Raw genomic sequence first — 18,817 nt, 5'->3', positions numbered from 1 at the left:
GTCAGTTCCGATCGTTCTGCGGTAGGGATGCGAAGATGCGGGTGCCCGCGCCGGGTGCGCTCGTCACGGTGAGTTCGCCGCCGAGTTCGGTGAGGCGGTTGCGCATACCTTCGAGGCCGAATCCGCGGGCTTCGTGTGGGGTGAATCCGATTCCGTCATCGGTGATTTCGAGTTCCACGTCGAATGGACCGCGAGTCAGGACGACGCTCACCGTGCTGGCCCCCGCGTGCTTGCGCACATTCGCCAGCGATTCCTGAGTGCAGCGCAGCAGCGCGATCCGGGTGGGCTGGTCGCAGTCGATGTCGGCCAACTCCGCATGCACGGTCAGCCCCGTGTCCTCGGCACACCGATCCAGGATCCGCCGCAGCAACGGCGCGATCCGCCCGGTCGCGCCATCGGCCGACGGAGCTGCGCCGACGAGAACTCTCGCCTCCGTGAGGTTCTCGCGGGCCGTGCGCTCGATCGACAGCAACTGTTTGGCGCTGGTCACCGGATCGGTCTCCATACCGGACCGAGCCGCCTCCGCCAGCACGATGATGGACGCGAAGCCTTGGGCGAGCGTGTCGTGGATTTCACGCGCGAGCCGTTCGCGCTCCTCGGCCGCGCCCTGGCGTTGGTGCGCCGCGGCCAGTTCCGATTGCGTACGTTCCAGCTCGATACCGAGCAGGTGGGCGCGTTCGTCACCCCGTTTGATCACGCGGTCCATCCACAATCCGAAGAGCACACCGCCGACCAGGCCGATCAGCGTGAAAACGGCATTGCCCGGCGAGAATCGCGTCCCCGCGACCGTCCCGATCAGCGTGGCCACCGCGCCCGCGCCGATGTAGCCGATCGCCTGCCGCGGGGTCGCGGTGTAGAGCCAGAACATCGGCAGCGACACGATGAAGAACGCCGCGCCGCCCTCGAGCAGGATGGCCGTCGCACCGAGCACCAGAACGAGCAGGCCGAGGAAGTCGCTCGACCGCACCCGGGGATTGCCGGGAAACGACAGCAGGATCAGGTAACCCACGGCGAGCACGGCCACCAGCGCCCACGTCCCGTACTTGACGACGTCGATGCGGTCGTGCACCGCGATCACCGGCGGCCACAGACCGAACAGCAGCCAGCACCCGAGGTAGCACCGCCGCAGTATCCGGAACCGGTCGTCGGTGCGCGGCCGCTGGGTCATTTCTATGAGCCTACTTTCACCGGCACGCAGCCCGCGGTGGTGACGGCAGGGCGTACCGGCCACCAGGTTCGATCACCCAGCAGGAGCAGCAGCGCGGGCAGAATCACGATCCTGATCACGAAGGCGTCGAGCAGCACGGCCGCCGCGAGCGCGAAGCCCATCTGCTTCATCTCCATGATGTGCAGCGGAACGAAACTGGCGAACACCGTCACCATGACGAACGCGGCGCTGGTGACCACGCCCGCCGAACCGCCGACACCGTCGAGCACGGACCGACGGGTCGGTACACCGTTGTCTACGGCTTCCTTGATCCGGCTCAGCACGAAGACCTGATAATCCATCGACAGGCCGAACAGGATGACGAAGAGCAGCAACGGGACTCGGGATCCGATCGTGCCGGTCGAGTTGAAATCGAGCAGGCGCTCGGCCCAGGTGTGCTGAAAAACCCAGGTCAGCAGGCCGAGCGAGGCGCCCGCCGAGAGCAGGTTCAGCACCACACCGACCAAGCCGAGGACAATGGAACGGAAGGCCGCGGCGGTCAGCGCGAAGGTCACCAGGAGCAACCCAGCGATGACCAGCGGCAGTTTTTGCTTCTGATGCTCCGGATAGTCCGCGTAGCGGGCTACGTCGCCGGTTACCGCGTAGTCGATGTTCGGAAGGGCGCCGATCGTGGCAGGAACGTAGTCCGCGCGAACTCGTTCGAGTGACCGCTGCGCCGCGTCGTCGCTGACGTGATGCGGGACAGGCAGTTCCAGCAGCGTGACCCGGCCGTCGGCCGAGGTGCGCGGCTCGTCGGGCCGCTTCATCGCCGGATCGTCCGCGGCCCGCTCGGCCAAGGCGCGCAGCGCGTGGGTGACGTCGTTCGCCCGTGCCGGGTCGGCCGCCACGACGACCTGGTGCATCGACTTCAGTTCCGGGAAGGCGGCATTCAGCCGGTCGAAGGTCTGCATGGCCGGGATGCTGCGCGGATGGGTCTCGCGCCCCATATCGGTGAGCTCGAGGCCGAAAACCGGCGCGGTCAGCGCGAGCATGGCGAGAACCGAAACAGCCAGTGCGGCAGCGGGCTTCGCCGCGATCTTGCGCAGCACGAACCCGGTGAACCGCCCGCGCGACGATGTGCGGCGGACCGGTGTGGCATGCCCGGCCGCTCGGCGCTCGGCCCGGCGCTCGGCCCGATCGGTGAGCACCGTCAGCAGTGCGGGCAACGCGGTGAGCGAGCTGGCCACCGAGACCAGGGTCACCAGGATCGCGGCGGTCGCAATCGAGGAGAAGATGACGTCATCGACGAGGTACAGGGTCGCGGTAGAGGCCGCGACGGCGAGCCCCGACACCACAACGGCCCGGCCCGAAGTCGCGGCCGCCACCGCCACCACCGCCCGCGAATCCAGCGCTGCGCCGGGGCGATCGCGCTCCTCCCGTGCGCGCTTCAGGTAGAAGAGCGTGTAGTCGACGCCGACCGCCAGCCCGATGAGCAGGATGATGTTCGTGCCGACTCCGTTGTCCGGGAACAGATGTGAAGCGGGCATCGCCAGTCCGATGGCGGCGACGATAGAAGATACGGCCAGCAGCAACGGCACCAGCGCCAGCGCCAACGACCGGAAGACCACCAGCAGCGTGAGCAAGGTGACCGGCACCGCGATCATCTCGGTACGAGCCAGATCCCGGCCACGCAACGCGTCGACCCCACTACTGACCGAGGGGCCACCCGTTTCTTCGATCAGCAGCCCAGGATTCGCTCGCGCCACCTCCTCGGTCTGTGCCCGCAACGCCCCTACATGCTCATCGCCATCGAGCTCCGCACCCGCCATGGTCACATCGATCCGCAACGCCGTCCCATCGGCCGAATACACCGGCGCAGCAACAGAATCGACCTCCGGCAGCGCCCGCATCCGGTCGGTGATCTCCCGCGCGACGCGCTCGGCAGCCACATCCAACCGCATCCCGTCATCGGTGATCAGCACCCGCTCGATCGCCCGCTGCTGCAATCCTCCCGAGGTTGCTATCGCCTCCCCGCGCCCCGCCTCACCGATCCAGAAATCCTCGGTCGCCGCGGGTTTCCCGCCGATCCCCACCCCGATCCCGAGGCACAGCGCCACGAAGACAAACCATCCGACAATAGCGAGCCACGGCCGACGCGCACTCCAACCAGCTATGGCTACCAAGCGATTTCGCATGCCCCGAATCCTGCTCGGTCACCTGTCGTCGCCGACAGCCTCGACCGGTCGAACTCGGTGTCCACCGATCGGTGGACACCAGCGGGTGCGGCCGCGCAGGTCGGCGGTCTTCCGCGTCGGATGGGCGTGGGCCGCCGTCGCGGGTCCGGCGTGGATCGCGGGCCTGGTGACCCAGTGTCGGGCGTCGACGGCAACGGCTGAGACTGCACGCGAAAAGCCGAGTCTCCGAGCGCAATTCTGCTGAGAACGGTATGGGCTCGAACGGACCCGGTGACGACTGGGGATGTGTCGCGTCCAGGTGGCTTGTTCCCCAGTCGATGAGACATGGTCCGTGAGGGGGCGTGTCCGTAGCATCCGGTGTACTGCGTTAACTTCAGGGGGAAGGAAACCACCGCGTTCTGGCAGGACTGGTCGCCGAAAGGCGACATCGTCGCAGGCTCGTGCCCGTCATCGATTTCGCTGTCCGTCGCCGTCGGCCCCTTCAGTGTGGGTGGCTCATTCAACGCCTGCGAGAAACTGAAGATGGCGAAATCGAATCCCGAGGTAGGTTACTCCCTCGCCTGGGAAGGCGCCCTGCACCGAAAAGACAAGCGTGAGGTCTCCTACATGATCTCACTGGGCCTGAACGCCGCGGGCGCTTCCATATCCCTCGACAAGTACATGAGCGAAATCGTCGATCGCTAGATCGAAGAGATCGTGAATTCCGATCCGCGGCGCCGGAGTAGCAGCCCTGCGCGATCTCGGTCACTGGAATGAGTTCAGTGCGGCACGGTCACCGGGTCGGTGCAGCTGTCGGGGAGGTCGACGAAGGAGCAGGTGGCAGGCGGCCGGGTGGGTCGATAGTCGCCCGGTACTCCGCCGGACGCGGTGATGGCGCGGTAGGCGGCGACCGCGTCGGTGGGCTTGCGGGTGAGGGTGGGGTCGGTGACGACATCGACGGTGTAGAGGCCGAAACGCAGTGTGTAGCTGCCCCAGGCGAAGCTGTCGGTGAGTGTCCAATATGTGTAGCCGATTACGTCGATGCCGTCGGCGTGGGCGCGCTGCAACCAGTAGACGGTGTCGCGCAGGTGGTCGGCGCGGCTGTACCCGTCTTCTCGCAGGCCGTTCCGCGTCACTATCCCGTTTTCCACCACATACACCGGTTTGCCGGGAAATCTGCGTGCGCAATAGTGCAGCGCGTAGTACATCGATTCCGGCTGTACCGCATGCGTCAGTGGGTTGTTCAGGTCTTGCGGGGCGGTCAGCGTGTGCTCTGCCAGCTGCGGCAGCGTGTCCAGCGAGAAGCTGAGGTAGGTACCGAGACCGACGAAGTCCAAGCGGTCGATGACCTTATCCAACATCAGGCTTTCGGTAGCGTCCGCGATGGTGCCTGCCGCGATATTGGTCGACATCGTCACCTGCGCACTGGGCTGCACCAGGTGGATGTAGTCGTAGATGGCGTTGTGCACATCGGCGAGCCGCGACGCCATCGGCGAAATGCCGGTGGCCGGTAGCGTGTCACGCGACTCGAACTTCAGGTAGGCGCCCGGGTTGGCCACCGTGATCCAGAGCGGGTTTCGGGGTGCGTAGCGGTCCACCACTGTGCGGGCATTGTCCAGCCACGCCTCGACAATGCCCGGATCGCCCCAACCGCCACGCTCGGCGATCCACACCGGATACACCCAGTGGTCGAGGGTGAGCATCGGACGGATTCCGTTGGCGGCCATGGCATCCAGTACGCGGTCGTAGAATTCGAAACCGGCCTCATCCCATTCACCGGGCCTGGGCTGCAGCCGCGCCCATTCGATGCTGATGCCGTACACCCCGACGCCGAGGCCTGCGGCCAGCGCGATATCGGCTGTGTACCGAGTGTAGAAGTCCACGGAATTCGGGAATCGGGCGAGTGCGGTGTGCTGGGTGAACAGCCTCTCCTGGTGACTGTCGGGTGTGTGACCTTCGCTCTGAAATCCGGAACATGCGACACCCCAGAGGAATTCGTCACCCAGTGGCGGCAGATCGGTAGGCGGCGCGGGCCGCCCGGCGGCCGCTGGCGGTCGGCCGAGGACGGTGCCCGCAAGACCGGCCACCGCGAGACCGAACGCGGTGCGCCGGCTGAATCGGCTCATGGGCATAGTGTCGGCAGCTTCCGTCCCGGCAAGTAGGTACTGAGGTCGGTGGCGATGGTGTTGGCGGTGAGGGTGCAGATGCGGTCGGCGGCGTGCTCGGGCTCGAGGTCCCAGAGCCGAACTGCGCCTTGGCCGCCGGTGCCGATGAGGTAGTTGGCTGTCGGGTGAAAAGCGACATGCCACCGGCCTGAGCCCGGTGGGATGAGGGACGGGCCGTAGGGGCGGGGGTGTTCGGGATCGGTGAAGGTCCACAGCCGGACAGTCGAGTCGGTGCCTGCGGTAGCCAGGCGGCGGCCATCGGGACTGATGTCCACCGAGGAGACAGCGCTTCTGCTGGCCGCCAGTGGATCTCCCAGTGGCCGAATGGTTCCCGGGTCGGTGATGTCGAAGACGCGGGCGGTGCCCGCGTCCCAACCGGCGACGACGGTGCGGTGGTCGGGGCTGACCGCGAGACCGAAGCCGTCGCCCAGCCAGTCGGCGACGGTGGTGCCGATCGGCCCGGTGGAGTGCTGCAGCGACAGCGGTGTGTCCCATACGTTGAGTTTGTCGGCGAGTGTGGCACCGATCTTGCCGTCGCGGCTGGCGGCGAATCGAAATCCCGTGCGCAACAGTCGACCCGATGACGGTACGACGATCGCTGGGCTGCGCTGCACCGGCCGGTCGGGGTTGGTGTAGTCCCAGGCGATCAAGGTCGCGACCGGCGCTCCGGAGAGGGTGACCAGTAGCTGCTGGTCGAGGGCGAACGCCACACCGGCGGCCTCCGGAAAACGGTGTGTCGCACGGGGTTTGACCGGGTCGGAGATGTCGAGGAGCGTGATCACCCCGTTGATCGATAGTGCTGTGAACCGGCCGTCGAAACTGACGACGGGGTAGCTGGTGCCCGACAAGCCTGTGATTCCGGTGACGTTGTCGACGGTGCCGCGTAGCTGCGGTGCCGCGGGGTCGTGGATGTCCCAGATGCGGGCGGCGGCGCCGTGGGCAGTGGTAATCATCCGGGTACCGTCGGCGCTGACCGCCGGGGGATGGATCTGCCCCGCCTGCCCAGCCGGGGTGGTGCTCGGCAGCGACCATTGCTGCACTGTGCCGCCGACCGTGGCGATCGTGAAGTAGCGTCCGTCGGGGCTGAAGGCTGCGCCGGCCGGGATAGTGGAGCATCGCCGGTTGCCGGATGCGGCGGGGCAGTTTGCGGCAGCGGCCAGCGGCGGTCCTAAGGGGGTGGGGTGAGCGAGGTCGGCGAGGTTCCACAGTTGGGTGCCGAAAGATGTGACGGTCGCAAGAGTCCGGCTGTCGGGGCTGAGAATCGTGGTGACCAGGTCGTATGCGGAGGGGAAGGAGAAGCCTGCGGCTGCCGGGTTCGGATGGCGGGGGTCTTCGACGTTCAGGAACCGAATTTCGGCGTCGCTGCCTGGTGCCTGCGACGGCCACCGGCCAGCGGCAACCAGTAGCGGTGTGCCGGCCGAGAAATCCAGGGCCATTCGTCCGTCGACGACTTGCGCGACCTGTGTTCCCGTACGGGTGCTCGGTGGTGCGTCGAGGTCCCACAGCCGAGCGGTGAGCGTCTTGCCGAACGAGCCATGCGCCGTTGCGCTTGCCGTCCCCAGCGTTTTGTCACTACTGCTGAATCCCAGCGCGTAGACGGTTTCACCGACGGTCAGCGATGGCGAGCGAGGTGTGGCTGTCCGGGTGTCGGTGACATCCCACAGCGTGACCTGCTTGTCGTTGGCGATGGCGACGGTGCGGCCGTCCTTCGAGAGCGCCACGCCCGTAATCGGGGACCCGGTGTCGACGACATGTAGCAGGCGGGGCTGTTCCGGGGTGGACAGGTCATAGATTCGCGCGGAGTGGTCTGCGCTGCCCGCGATCAGGATCGATCCATGCCCATCGAGACCGGTGATTTTGCTGGTGTGGTCGGTGATCGTTGCCGTCAGGGCGGTGGTGGCCGGATCGCGTACCCGGATGACATGATCGTCGCCTGCGGTGACCAGCAGACCGTTGTCGAGGTAGACGAGCTTGGCGATCTCTCCGTCGTGGTCGGCGAATGTGCGTGCCACTGGCAGGTTCTGGCTGGCGATAAGTCGTGCGGCGGCGTCGGGACTATCCGGGCGCAGTCGCTGTGCGAGGAGGCTGAGCTCGGCGGACAGCGTCGGTTCGCTGTTCTGCAGGCGGTCGGCCTCGCTCAGCACGGTGGTGAAGAAGACCTCGTCGCGCTCCCTGCCGGTGAGGTCGGCCCGGACGACGCTGGTCAGCGCGGCGACCAGCAGCACGACCACTGCCGCCGCGAGCCCGGCCTGCGTGGCGACGCGCCTGCGGCGCTGGCGAATGCCCGCCATTAGGAAGTCGCCGGTCTGCCCGGTCGGTCTCGGTTGATGTTCCCGGGCCTGCGCCAGGCGTGAGCCGCGATACAGCAGGGCCCGATTGCGTTGCGAGGCGGCCCATTCCGCCGCGTCGGCGGCGACCCGCTGGCGGAAGAGGTGGCCTTCACGATCGGCGTCGATCCATTTCCGCAACTCCGGCCATGCCTCGATCACCACCTCGTGGGTGAGGATCGCGGTATCGGCGTCGAGGGTGATCAGCCGTGCCTGGGCAAGGGTTTCCAGCGCCGTCGCCGCGGCGTCGGGGTTGCTGGTATGTGCGAGCAGATCAGCGCGGGCAACCCGGCGCCGGGTATCGCGCGTGTCGTGGCCGACGGTGACCAGCTGTAGCAGCATGTCTTTGGCCGCTGCTCGCTGCGGGTCATCCAGCTTCTGCCACGCGGTGTCGGCGGTATGGGCCACGGAACCGGCGACACCACCCGCGGCCCGGTAACCGGCGACGGACAGCTTGCGTCCCTTGCGTCGCTGCCAGGCTGCCTCCATGACATGAGACAGCAGCGGCAGCGCGCCTGAACTGTCACCATCGGTGAAGCCACTCAGCCCGCTGAATTCGGTCAGGATCAGTTCCACCAGGCCAGGTTCCAGCTTCAGTTCCGCCCTGGCTGCCGGTTTGGTGACCGCGTCGGTCAGTTCATCGCTGCTCATCGCGGACAGCAGGAAAGGGCGCCGCGTGATGGCGTCGGCCAGTACGGGATAGTCCAGGCAGGGGGCGAAAAAGTCGGCCCGCACCGCGATCACCACCGTGACACCCTGGTCCGCACAGCGCGGCAACCGGTCGATGAACGCCCTGCGTACGTCGTCGCCGATTGCCGCGGTGAACAGTTCCTCGAACTGGTCGACCACCATCAGGCGCCGACCGCGACGATCCGACGGGATCTCGATCGCAGCGGGATCCGGTGTGCTGGTGGTGGTCGTCCATTCGGGCGCGAGAGCGGGGATCAGCCCCGCGGCGAGTAGCGACGACTTGCCCGCGCCGGAGGCGCCGAACACCACGATGATCCCGCCACCGGCCCGGTCGGTCGACCCAACGAGCGCCACCAGGTCGTCGGTCGCGCGTTCGCGGCCGAAGAACCGCTCGGCGTCGCCCGGAAAGTACGGTGCCAGGCCTTGATACGGGCAATGGAGGTCCTCCGGAGGTTTCCACGCAGTGGCGTCGGACCACAGACGTTGCCACTCCCGCAGGTTGAGAAGTCCTGCGGGAGGGCGCCCTTGGGCGTGTTTCGCCAGGTCGATCAGCGTCAGCAGCGCCGGTCGGAGCACTTCCCACCGGGCCGGGATAGCACCGGCGCGCCAATCGCTGAGCCGCTGGGTCGTGACCGTCCCGGCGTGGCCCCTGGCTGCCTCCTCACGCTGGTTGGCCGTGCGTGCCACACGATCGAGGACGGGATTCCCCGCGCGTTCCCACAGTCTGTTGAACTGCCGGGTGAATACCTTGCGAGGTGAACTACCGACTTCCTGATCCGCCGGCGTATCAACCATTGGCCGCACATCGACTTTGCCAGCGCCATAAGTGATCTCCGGCCATCAACGTCTCAACTCCCCGGTTTCGACATCTTCCCCTGCGGCACAACCACATCGACGATACCTCCGGCGGGCGCTGGCGATTCGTTCCTTACATGGAATCCGCTGCGCGTCAGCACATCCGGGCGAGTCGCGTACTGCGCGATACCGTTCGGGTGTCGCTGATGCGTCCGGCCCAACGGCGGTTTCCGCACCTGAATGGCGTTCGCGACAGCCAGTTTCGGCGAACTGGCGGTCAGCTCGTCCGGACCGGACACTAACCTGGGTCAACCAGTGCGGATGCCGCACGGCATGCGCCACTGCGCCGACCAGGTCGACTCCCGGACCGGGAAACGCGAAAACATTCTTTTACCAGCAACTTTCCCCGTCTGTACACGGGGAACGATCGTCCCGTAGCTGCCGTTGCGCCAGGATTTTTTCAGGACCTCACCGACCCACGAAGCAGCTCGGAGAGGTTCCGTAGGAACGTCTGGAGGTGGGAGGCTCCGGAGGGGAGAGCCTCCCACCTCCAGACGGCAAAGTGCGGGCAGCGAACTGGTCCGCGTCGAGGAGTAGGGATGCTGCGGGTAGCTGCCTGGGGTCGAGCATGTGGATCATCGCCCTCACTCACTGCGGCCGGCGTGCGATCTCGGGAGCCAGGTGCCGTGGAATCCGTTGGGTACGCGTACCGGGAGGCGAACCTCGGCGAGGGGGCCGTTGCTCAGGTCGGTGGCGTCGATGATGGTCAGCGAGCTGGTGTCGCTGGTGCGGTCGTGGACGAAGGTCAGCAGGTATCCGTCGTCGTCACCGGTGCTGTCGGTGCGTGGCACGAATACCGCTTCGCCGCAGGTGTTTCCGGTGGGCAGCCGGAGCGTCTGCCCTGCGTTGCCGAGCGTCAAGTCGTATTTGTAGATTTGGGAGTGCGACGGTCGTGCAGCCAAGGAGAAGCTCGTCACGTATCCGAATCGGTGGGGCAGTCCGACGTCGGCGTCGGCGACGCGCGGGTACTCGATATCAGCGTCGTCGAGGGCCTCTTCGGTGACTGTGCCTGTCTCGAGGTGCAGGATCCATCGGTGCAACCTCGGAAGTCCGCCGCCGACATCGCCGGGCCCGTCGCGCCACAGGGTCCGCACGCGGCAGCCGATGACGGTGATCGTGTTTCCCGCGTCGAACGCGTTCATCGTGTGCCACATGAAGCAGGGTTCGACATCGAACCAGCGCACGCTCCCGCCCTGTCGAGGCATGACACCGAATCGGGCGCCGTGCGTGTCGTCCCACCGCCACGGCAGCCCGGCGGCAGCGGCAGCCAAGTCGAAGACGACGGGCAGGTCCAGGAAGATCACCGACGACGCGGTGATCGCGAAGTCGTGCATGAGGGTGGCACGCGGAACGGGAATTTGCTGTGCTTGCAACAATTTTCCAGCTGCCGAGGCCCGGTAGTAGGTCAGAAATGGTGGACGCTGCCTGGTCCCGAAGAACAACAGTTCGCCTGTTGTCGGGCAGATCTTGGGGTGGGCGGTCATCGGTGTGGCCAGCGCATCGCAGAAGGTGAACGGTCCCACAGTCTCGAGCTCGGGGGTGATCTCGTAAGGGAAGCCGCCCTCCTCGAGTGCCAGCAGTCGGCCGGCGTGGGACACGACGTGGGTGTTCGCCGTCGTGACTCGGAAATCCATTGTGCCGCTGTTGGAGTCGAAGGCCAGCTCGTACCGTGGCTTTCCTGGGTTCGCCCACAACGGAGTTCGCACGTATCTGTTGCGATACCAGACCGCGCGGCCCTGCTCGAGTGACACCGCGTGCACCATGCCGTCCCCAGCGAAATAGTGCGGCGACGTTCTCGTGCGCGGATTCGGGCCATTGCGCAGGAACACACCGTCGAGATCGCGCGGGATCGCGCCGATCACCTCGGCCGGTACCGCCGTCACCTCGTCCGTCACCGGGGCGTTGTTGCCCGCCAGATGCAAAGGTCCATCGGTTTGTGTCATGGCTGTCCTCCTGGTGCTCAGGACGCCAGGATGCAGTGACAATTCGCCCGGAAACAGTCTTGTTCTTCCCGAGTCCGTCAGCCGGTCGGAGCATGCGCAGGTCACAGCGCTGCAAAATTTCTGCGCCGCACTATCGGCAGAGTGGATGGCCCTGGCACGCACGCTGCCCGAAACGTGCGGACCGCCGGGCACAGGTCCTGTGGAGCGCACACACTGATCTGCCGAACGATGGTGCAGGGCAGACTGTTTGCCCGATCGAGCCCCATTCGAGTAAGCGTTCGATGAACTTCCACGAAACTTTTGCGCTGCGTGCCACCGGCAGCTCGTCTGACCGCCTTTACCGGGTAGCCCGGCTGATCGACGGCCGTGACAACTCCCAGCGCATCCAGCAGTTGCAGGGTCGGCGATCAACGGATGAGTTCGAATCCAGCTACCATCAACGGGTTCCGGTCGGAACCAGGTAATTCGCTCTCGGCTGAGCGGGGGAGTCTCGGGCGGGCCGCCACATCTCGAATGTCGCATGCGACGACACGTCCGGACTCGTATCGCCGCCGTGTAATTCGCCACGTTCGTCCTGAACGCCCCTTTTTCCCGCCCCGGCGACCGTACCCTGGATCTGTTGGGAGAGGTGGGTGATGACTAGACGACACCGACCATTCGGGCCCCCGCGCGGGCCGCATCCGAGGCCGAGGCGAGCATGCCCGGTCGAACATCTTCCTCCGCACCGAGTTCTGGGCCGGCGATGACCACATCCGATGGCGTCCACCGTTTCAGGTTGTGACCGTCCGGTTCGGCTGAGTGGGGCTATTTCGGTGATCCCGCACAATGCTTATCGGAAACGCCGAAATGCGTTCTCCTGGTTGAAAACTCAACAGTGGGCGCTCTACAATGAGGGCCATGTGAATCCGGTCTGGCCGCAACCATTTCCCGAGTACGTGATCCGCTGTAGGAGCTGGATCGGAACATCGAGTTCGCAGTGCTGCAAGCGAATTCGATGATCAGGTGAACGAAACCTTACGAGAAGGTATGTGGCTCAGTGAACTTTGACAGGTGATCGTTCCGGCTCCCTTGTGCTGGTTCCTGGCGGTGTCCGCATAGCTGTGCGGTAACGCCGGTTCTGGAACGTCGTAGCTCGGCGGCGATGGCCCAGGTATGCCCGACGGTGGATGAACGACCGCTGGGATCGGATGAAGTAGGAGGCGGTAATGGTCATGCAAATGCTCCGGGATAGTGGATCGCTAGCCGGGCTTATTCGGCACGGAGACCGAGAGTTCCACCAACAATTGCAGCGGATTCTGCGCAACCCGGACTTCGCCGTCACGGAACGGCAGAGCCAGGAACAGCGGCGTCAGAACGCATATGATCAACTTCGGGACCTGGTCAAGAGGATCGGCAGCACCCGTGCTGTGGCGACCGACCTCCCTGAGCTGTTCGCGGTGTTCGATTGGTCCGCGGTGCTGGCGACGGATCTGATCCCGCTGATCTCCGGCCACTACAACCTGGCCTCCGGCAGTCTGGCCACCTTGACCGATGCCGACTCCGCCGCACCGTATCTGCAGGACCTGGATGACGCGTCCAGCATCGGTGTGATGCTGCTGACCGAGTACGGGTGCGGCTCCAACATCGGCTTCATGCAGACCACCGCGAGGTGGGACGGCGACGGGTTCGTGCTCGACACGCCGAACCCGCGGGCGCGCAAGTTCATGCCCAGCGTCGGCATCCCGGTCGCCCGGGTCTGTGTCATCGGTGCGCGGTTCATCGACGCGGCCGGCGTCGATCAGGGCGTGCATCTGTTCACGGCACGACTACGCGACGCCAACGGCGAGCCGTGCGCGGGCGTGCGGATCACCCAGCTCGACCATCAGCCGCTGGTCATCATGGACAACTCGGTGATCAGCTTCGAAGGTCTGCGGGTCGAGCGCAGTGCCTGGTTGAGCAATGACCTGGCTACCATCGATGAGCGAGGCGTGCTGACGTGGCGTGACGAGAACAGCCGGCGTCGCGGGTTCTCTTCGGCGATCAGCCAGCTGACTGTTGGGCGTTTGGCGCTCTCGTCCTGTTTGAACGCTGCGGCACGCGCGGCGCTGTACATCGCGCTCCGTTACGCCGCCAAGCGGGTAGTGCCGTTGACGCCGGCCGACAGCCCGTTGATGGTCGATATCCCGCACGTACGCGACACCTTGCTCACCGACCTGGCAGGCACTGTTGCCCGGACCGTCTACGGCAACGCGATCAAAACCTCCCTCGCCGGTAGCGATCTCACTGATCGCGACACGGTGGTGTCGGTCATGCTGGCCAAGCACTTCATCCAGCTCCACGCACTGGAAACGGTCACACACTGTCGGATCAAGATGGGCGCGCAGGGCATGTTCAGCGCCAACCGCGTCGCCGACTACCTCGGCGTCTGTCACGCCGCGATCACCGGCGAAGGCGACTGCCACGTCCTGGGTTCGGTCGCCGGTCGGGTGCTGGCCAGGCAACTCGCCGGTACGTTGCCCCCCGAAGTCCGCGTGCACGACCCCGCCGACCCCGACGACCGCCTGCGGTTGCTCGGGGCGCGCACCCTGACGATCGCACAGGAGGCGCAGCGGCATTTGGCGACACCGGCGCTCGCGGACCGCTTGGCGGTCATTCCCGACGCACTCGACCTCGCCGAAGCGTACTGCACCGAAGCGGCGTTGCGGTTGCTCGACGAACAGGCCGGTCATCCTGAAATAGCGGCCGTCCGTGACGTTTTCGCGTTGCACCACCTGCTGGAGCAGGCCACGTGGTATCTCACGCACGGCCTGCTCGACATCGCCGCGATCGAAGCCACGAAGCAGCAACTCCGGCACGCCATCGACCGTCTCGCCGACAATCTGTCTGCGGTGCTTGACGCCTTCGAGCTCGACGACGAGATCCTCGGTGCGCCGGTGTTGTCCGATGATCTGCCTACCGCGTGGGACTCGCGTTGTGAGAGCTCCCAACGACACTGATCCTGCCATCCACCAGGACGCTTGGTGCGGCTGCGGTGCCCCGGTGCGGGCGCCGCAGCCGCAGCCACCCGACGAGGTATGTCCGAATCTGTACGGTGTCGGATCTCGTTGACAGGTAACAAGATAGCGGTGATGTTACTCGCGCGTCGCGGGTACGATGCTGGGCGAAACCGACACCAAGGAGACGGCAGTGCATCCGCAGCACACGCTTCATGGCTCCACCCCCGCCTCGACCCCGTCGATCGAGTTCGCGGGGCCCCGAATCTCGATTTGCAGCGAAGAATTCGCGGCCGATCCGCACGGGTTCTACCGCCGGATGCGTAAGGACTACGGACCCTTGGTCCCGGTCGAGATGTGGCCAGGGGTCCCCGCAACCCTGGTTATCAAATATCGCACCGCCGTCCGAATTCTCAACGACTCCGAGCATTTTCCCGCCGATCCGAGGATCTGGCAGAAGACTGCGCCCACCGATATCCCGATCATGCCGATGATCGAATACCGGCCCAACGCGATACGTACCAGCGGTGCGGAGCACGCCCGTTACCGCCATGCTTTGAACGACGCCTTGGCCGGCATGGACCTCAACTTTCTGCGGTCCATTGTCGAGAGATCCGCTGTCCCGATCATCAACACATTCTGCCGGGACGGGAACGCCGACGTATTGAGCCAGTACGTACTCCCGCTGATCTTTTCGGTTTTCTGTGAGGTCCTCGGCTGCCCGCCGGACATCGGCGAGCGAGTCGCGAAGGCCAGTGCGGCGATGTTCGACGGTGTGGACACCGAAACGGTGAACGCGATCATGGGCTCCGCGTTGCTCGACCTCACCGCGTTGAAGCGCGCGCAACCCGCGGACGACGTCACCACGAGGCTGGTCCAGCATTCCGCCGGATTGTCCGACGAGGAGATGGTGCATCAGCTGGTGCTGCTGTTCGCGGCCGGTGTCGAACCGCCACTGAACCTCGTGGCCAATACCCTGCTGTTGATGCTGACCGACTCCCGGTTCACCACCGTCGACAACGGTCAGCCGCTCTCGACCAGGACCGCGCTCGACGAGCGGCTGGCCACGGACCCGCCGATGGCGAACTACTGCATCACCTACCCTCGCCAGCCGGTCATCATCGAAGGCGTGTGGCTGCCCGCGAATCAGCCGGTCATCGTGAGCATGGCCGCCTGCAACACAGATCCGGAGATGAATACCGGAGAATTTCTGGACAACGGCTGGAATCTGGCGTTCAGCACGGGCCCGCACGCCTGTCCCGCGCACGCTCGGCCGTACGGACTGCTGCTCGCCCAGGAGGTCATCGATCAACTGCTGGACGTACTCCCGGAGTTGGCGCTGGCGGTTGCCAAAGAGGAGCTCGTGTGGCGCCCCGGCCCCTTCCACCGAGCATTGACAGCGTTGCCGGTGGTGTTTCCGCCTACTGCGCCGTTGCCGGCGCTGTGAAGGTGGTTGCCCGGAGCAGTTGAAAGCCGTTGGACAGAAACGGCTTTCGCGGTAGACCGACTCGCTGAGCCGCCCGGCCCCGGCTCAGCGAACCTCCCTCTGCTGCCTCAGCCGAGGTTCAGCGGCGGGGTCGGCGGAAACCGCACTGGCAGAGCAGCCAGCGCGCGGTGGAAACCGCCTGTGCGCCACTGCAACTGGGTTTCGGGTACGGCTAACCGGACCTCCGGCAACGCATCGAGCAACTGGTCGAGCGCTTCCTGCGCGATGACCATCGCGACCGACTGGGCCGGGCACGAATGCGCGCCCGCGCCCCAGGACAGATGCGAGCGGTTGCCCGTGCGGTCACCGTCCGCTGCGGCGGGATCGGCGTTGCAGGCGGCCAGGCTGATGAGGACCGGTTGATCCACCGGCAGCCAGGTGTTCCCGATGATCTGCGGTTGCCGCGGGTAGCTGAAGCACGAATTCGCTACCGGCGGGTCGGTGAAGAGCATCTCATCGATGGCGTCCCGGATGGACAGGGCGCCACCGAGGAGTTCGCCGCCGAACCGATCATCGCTTGCCAGCAGCAGTACCGTGTTCGCAATCAGATTCCAGGTCGGTTCGGTGCCCGTCACATACAGCGTGGCCACCTGATCGATCAGCGCCTTCTCGTTCGCAGCCGCGCCGTGCTGGAGCAGCCACGAGGTGACGTCCGTGCCCGGCTCGATCTGCTTCGCGGCCACCGTCTCCGCGATCGCCGCGGTCAACATCTCATCGCCCCGCTGCGCGGACGCCGCGTCGGCGGCGTTGCGCAACGAGATCAGCGCCGAGAACGCCCTGCGGCCGTTCTCCGGCCCGAACCCCAGCACCTCGTGGACCACCTCGACGGTCAGCGGAATGGAGTACTGATTGAGCAGGTCGGCCGAGCCGGCCTCGCAGAAGCTGTCGATCCGCCTCGACGCGATGCGTTCGACCGTGGCGCGCAGCGCGTACAGATCGACCTGGTTCAGACAATCCGTGGTGGCACTGCGGTTTCGCGCGTACTCCGGATCGGTGGTCCGCGGCGCGCCGGGGCGCCACCCCATGGTGGGCAGCACCGGACAACTCGCAGCGCGATCGGACTGCGCTTCCCGCGGGTCGGCCGGAAAATGCAGGGGGTCGCTCAAAATTTGCAACGCTTCCCGGTAGCCGATAATCAACGTCGCGGGGACCCCGGGCGCCAGTTCCAACGGAACCAGTGGGCCGTGATGGTCGCGCATGGCTTGGTAGGCGCTGTGCGGATCCGCCGCGAATTCCGGCGTGTGGAGCGTCACTTGCGAGACTCGTCGGAGCGAGGCACCGCCGGCGGATCACCTAGCGGGCAAGCGTGCTCGGTCGTCGATCGTGCCGGAGCAGACGACATGGCCATGACAGTTACTCCTCGGAAAATATCGGCTGACGTAGATCTGCACAGCAGCAAGGTTGTTCACGCCTCGGCTGCCCGACGCTGGGCCGGCATGGCAGCAGAGGCAGGGTCAGCGCACAGATAGCAGGCGAAACCGCAGGGAGTTCAGGGATCGATCTGTTCGGCGTGACCGTGACACGTTGCGCCTCCCTGCTCGTTCGCCCATGGCCGCCCGGCGCTCAAAGCAAACCGACCGGTACATCCAAATATGTTCGACTACAGCATGTTTCGATGGAGCGCGTCCGAGCATACTAATCTCGAGCAGCGTCCGCAGCCCGAATCGTCGGTCACTGTAGTTCATCGCAGCCGGTGTCATCGGACGCCTGTGCCTGCATGCTCGAGACCGTCTGCCGCACGGCGCGGCAACGATCGGGCGCTGATGGCGGCGGGCGCACGGTCGAGTCCGCCGAGCCGGAGCAGCTGCGGGGCCACGGTGCGTCGACCGTCGGCTGGGCAACGGCTAAGCAACGGCTGGGCAACGGCCGAGCAGATGGTGCGCGCCCGATTCGGTACGGCGGCCGGTCCGGCGCAGCGGAGGACCCCCGAACGCCGCGCCGTCCGGGGGGCGAAGTCACTGAGTGTTCCGGTCTCCCGTACTGAGAAATCCGGTCGCCGCGATGTCACTCGGCCCGGTTGGTCGGATGGTGTGCCGACGCACCGGGCTGGAGCGGTCGGTGGGTTCTACTGGGGCACCAGCGCGTTGCGGCGCACCTCCGACCAGGTGTCGGTATCGGTGCAGATACCGCAGGAAGGGCCGTAGAACATCGCTCGGGCCGCGGGCTCGCCCGTCAACTGGAACCGCAACCAGGCGGTTGTGGACGCGAAATACACCGACGGGTCGAGGCCGATGGTGAAATGTCCGACCCCGCGCAGCTCGCCGTAGATCGCCGGTATCCGGGTGGCGGCGTTGTAGAAGGACTGGACCAGCCACGGCCGGACGATGAGGTCGGTCTGGCCGGCCATCAGGAACGCCGGACCGTGGACGTCGCGGATGTCGGCCAGCGGGCCGGGTGCGATCGACAGCACGGTGTCGATGCGTTCATCGGCTCCTGACACGATGGCGCCCGCACCGCCCTGGGAGTGCCCGGCGGCTGCGATGTGCGTGAGGTCCACGTGCTGGTAGAACTCGCTGCCGGAGTCCGCGTCGGCGCGAGCGAGGGCGTCGATGCCCGCCAGCATGGCGTGGGCGGAGCCGGATTGACCAGTGTTGGCGGCCGAGACTATGAAGCCGTGGCTGGCCCAGTGCAGCAGCAGAGTGCGGTAGTGCAGCGGAGCTGCGAAAGTTCCGTTGCCCCAGATGATCACGGGGTGACGCCGGGAGCCGGCGCCGATGTCGCGCGGGTAGTACAGGGTATGGAAGGCCCCGACCCGGACCGTGGTGGCGTACGGTCCCTCGGAGCCGAAATCGCCGCTCGCCGAGGGTATTGGGGCCGAAGGCTGCGGTGAGGTGGCGGGCTGGGCCGCGGTGGGTGCCGCGCTAGACAGCATCGCCGCAGCCGACAACACCAGGGCCAGCACAAAACTCAGCAGTGGCTGGCGGGCGGGGGAACTGCGACGGGGACCGGGCCGGGCGCTGCGTGATGGCTTAGACATGAACGCTTCCTTCTGAGCTGAAGTGGCTTCCGCAAAGTGTGAACCCGGCCAGGCCCGGCGCGGCAGTGGCCGGCGGCTCAG

General features: G+C 66.0%; 10 protein-coding genes. 3 read left to right on the top strand and 7 right to left on the bottom strand.

From position 1 onward, the window contains the following. Position 1: 1 nt before the first annotated feature. Both NN4_RS26905 and NN4_RS26900 read right to left on the bottom strand, forming a co-directional pair. The gene (locus NN4_RS26905) at positions 2–1,168 is read right to left on the bottom strand and encodes a sensor histidine kinase (RefSeq protein WP_147137103.1); all 1,167 of its coding nucleotides are present in this window, start codon (positions 1,166–1,168) and stop codon (positions 2–4) included. A 2-nt stretch (positions 1,169–1,170) separates the two neighbouring features. Continuing rightward, positions 1,171–3,264 (bottom strand): MMPL family transporter, encoded by a 2,094-nt coding sequence (locus NN4_RS26900; RefSeq protein ID WP_222595173.1) that lies wholly within the window; start codon positions 3,262–3,264, stop codon positions 1,171–1,173. 435 nt (positions 3,265–3,699) lie between these two features. Here NN4_RS26900 and NN4_RS26895 point away from each other — a divergent pair, with 435 nt between their 5' ends. Further along, entirely contained in the window at positions 3,700–4,026 is a 327-nt protein-coding gene (locus tag NN4_RS26895; protein WP_147137097.1) for a hypothetical protein, read from the top strand. Positions 4,027–4,100: 74 nt separating this feature from the next. On the opposite strand, the gene NN4_RS26890 is transcribed toward NN4_RS26895, so the two are convergent. The 3 genes from NN4_RS26890 to NN4_RS26880 all read right to left on the bottom strand — a co-directional run bounded on the left by NN4_RS26890 (position 4,101) and on the right by NN4_RS26880 (position 11,301). Next, positions 4,101–5,447, bottom strand: coding sequence for a family 1 glycosylhydrolase (locus NN4_RS26890; protein ID WP_147137095.1), 1,347 nt, complete (start codon positions 5,445–5,447; stop codon positions 4,101–4,103). Continuing rightward, complete coding sequence (locus NN4_RS26885; protein WP_147137092.1) at positions 5,444–9,298, bottom strand: NACHT and WD repeat domain-containing protein; 3,855 nt, start codon at positions 9,296–9,298, stop codon at positions 5,444–5,446. Before NN4_RS26885 ends, NN4_RS26890 begins: the two co-directional genes overlap by 4 nt. Before the next feature lie 644 nt (positions 9,299–9,942). Continuing rightward, complete coding sequence (locus NN4_RS26880; protein WP_147137089.1) at positions 9,943–11,301, bottom strand: carotenoid oxygenase family protein; 1,359 nt, start codon at positions 11,299–11,301, stop codon at positions 9,943–9,945. Between the two features lie 1,217 nt (positions 11,302–12,518). Between NN4_RS26880 and NN4_RS26875 the strand changes: the two genes are divergently transcribed. Further along, positions 12,519–14,276, top strand: coding sequence for an acyl-CoA dehydrogenase family protein (locus NN4_RS26875; RefSeq protein ID WP_147137087.1), 1,758 nt, complete (start codon positions 12,519–12,521; stop codon positions 14,274–14,276). Between the two features lie 190 nt (positions 14,277–14,466). Beyond that, positions 14,467–15,720, top strand: coding sequence for a cytochrome P450 family protein (locus NN4_RS26870; protein WP_246181101.1), 1,254 nt, complete (start codon positions 14,467–14,469; stop codon positions 15,718–15,720). Positions 15,721–15,827: 107 nt separating this feature from the next. Here NN4_RS26870 and NN4_RS26865 read toward each other — a convergent pair whose 3' ends face one another. Next, complete coding sequence (locus NN4_RS26865) at positions 15,828–17,012, bottom strand: cytochrome P450 family protein (RefSeq protein WP_147137084.1); 1,185 nt, start codon at positions 17,010–17,012, stop codon at positions 15,828–15,830. An 812-nt stretch (positions 17,013–17,824) separates the two neighbouring features. After that, positions 17,825–18,736: a poly(ethylene terephthalate) hydrolase family protein gene (locus NN4_RS26860; protein ID WP_222595172.1), complete on the bottom strand. Its 912-nt coding sequence runs from the start codon at positions 18,734–18,736 to the stop codon at positions 17,825–17,827. Between the last annotated feature and the right edge of the window lie 81 nt (positions 18,737–18,817).

The sequence above is a fragment of the Nocardia ninae NBRC 108245 genome, assembly GCF_007990755.1.
In the GTDB taxonomy this organism is placed as follows: Bacteria; Actinomycetota; Actinomycetes; order Mycobacteriales; family Mycobacteriaceae; genus Nocardia; species Nocardia ninae.
This window is presented reverse-complemented; position numbering and strand designations above follow the sequence as displayed.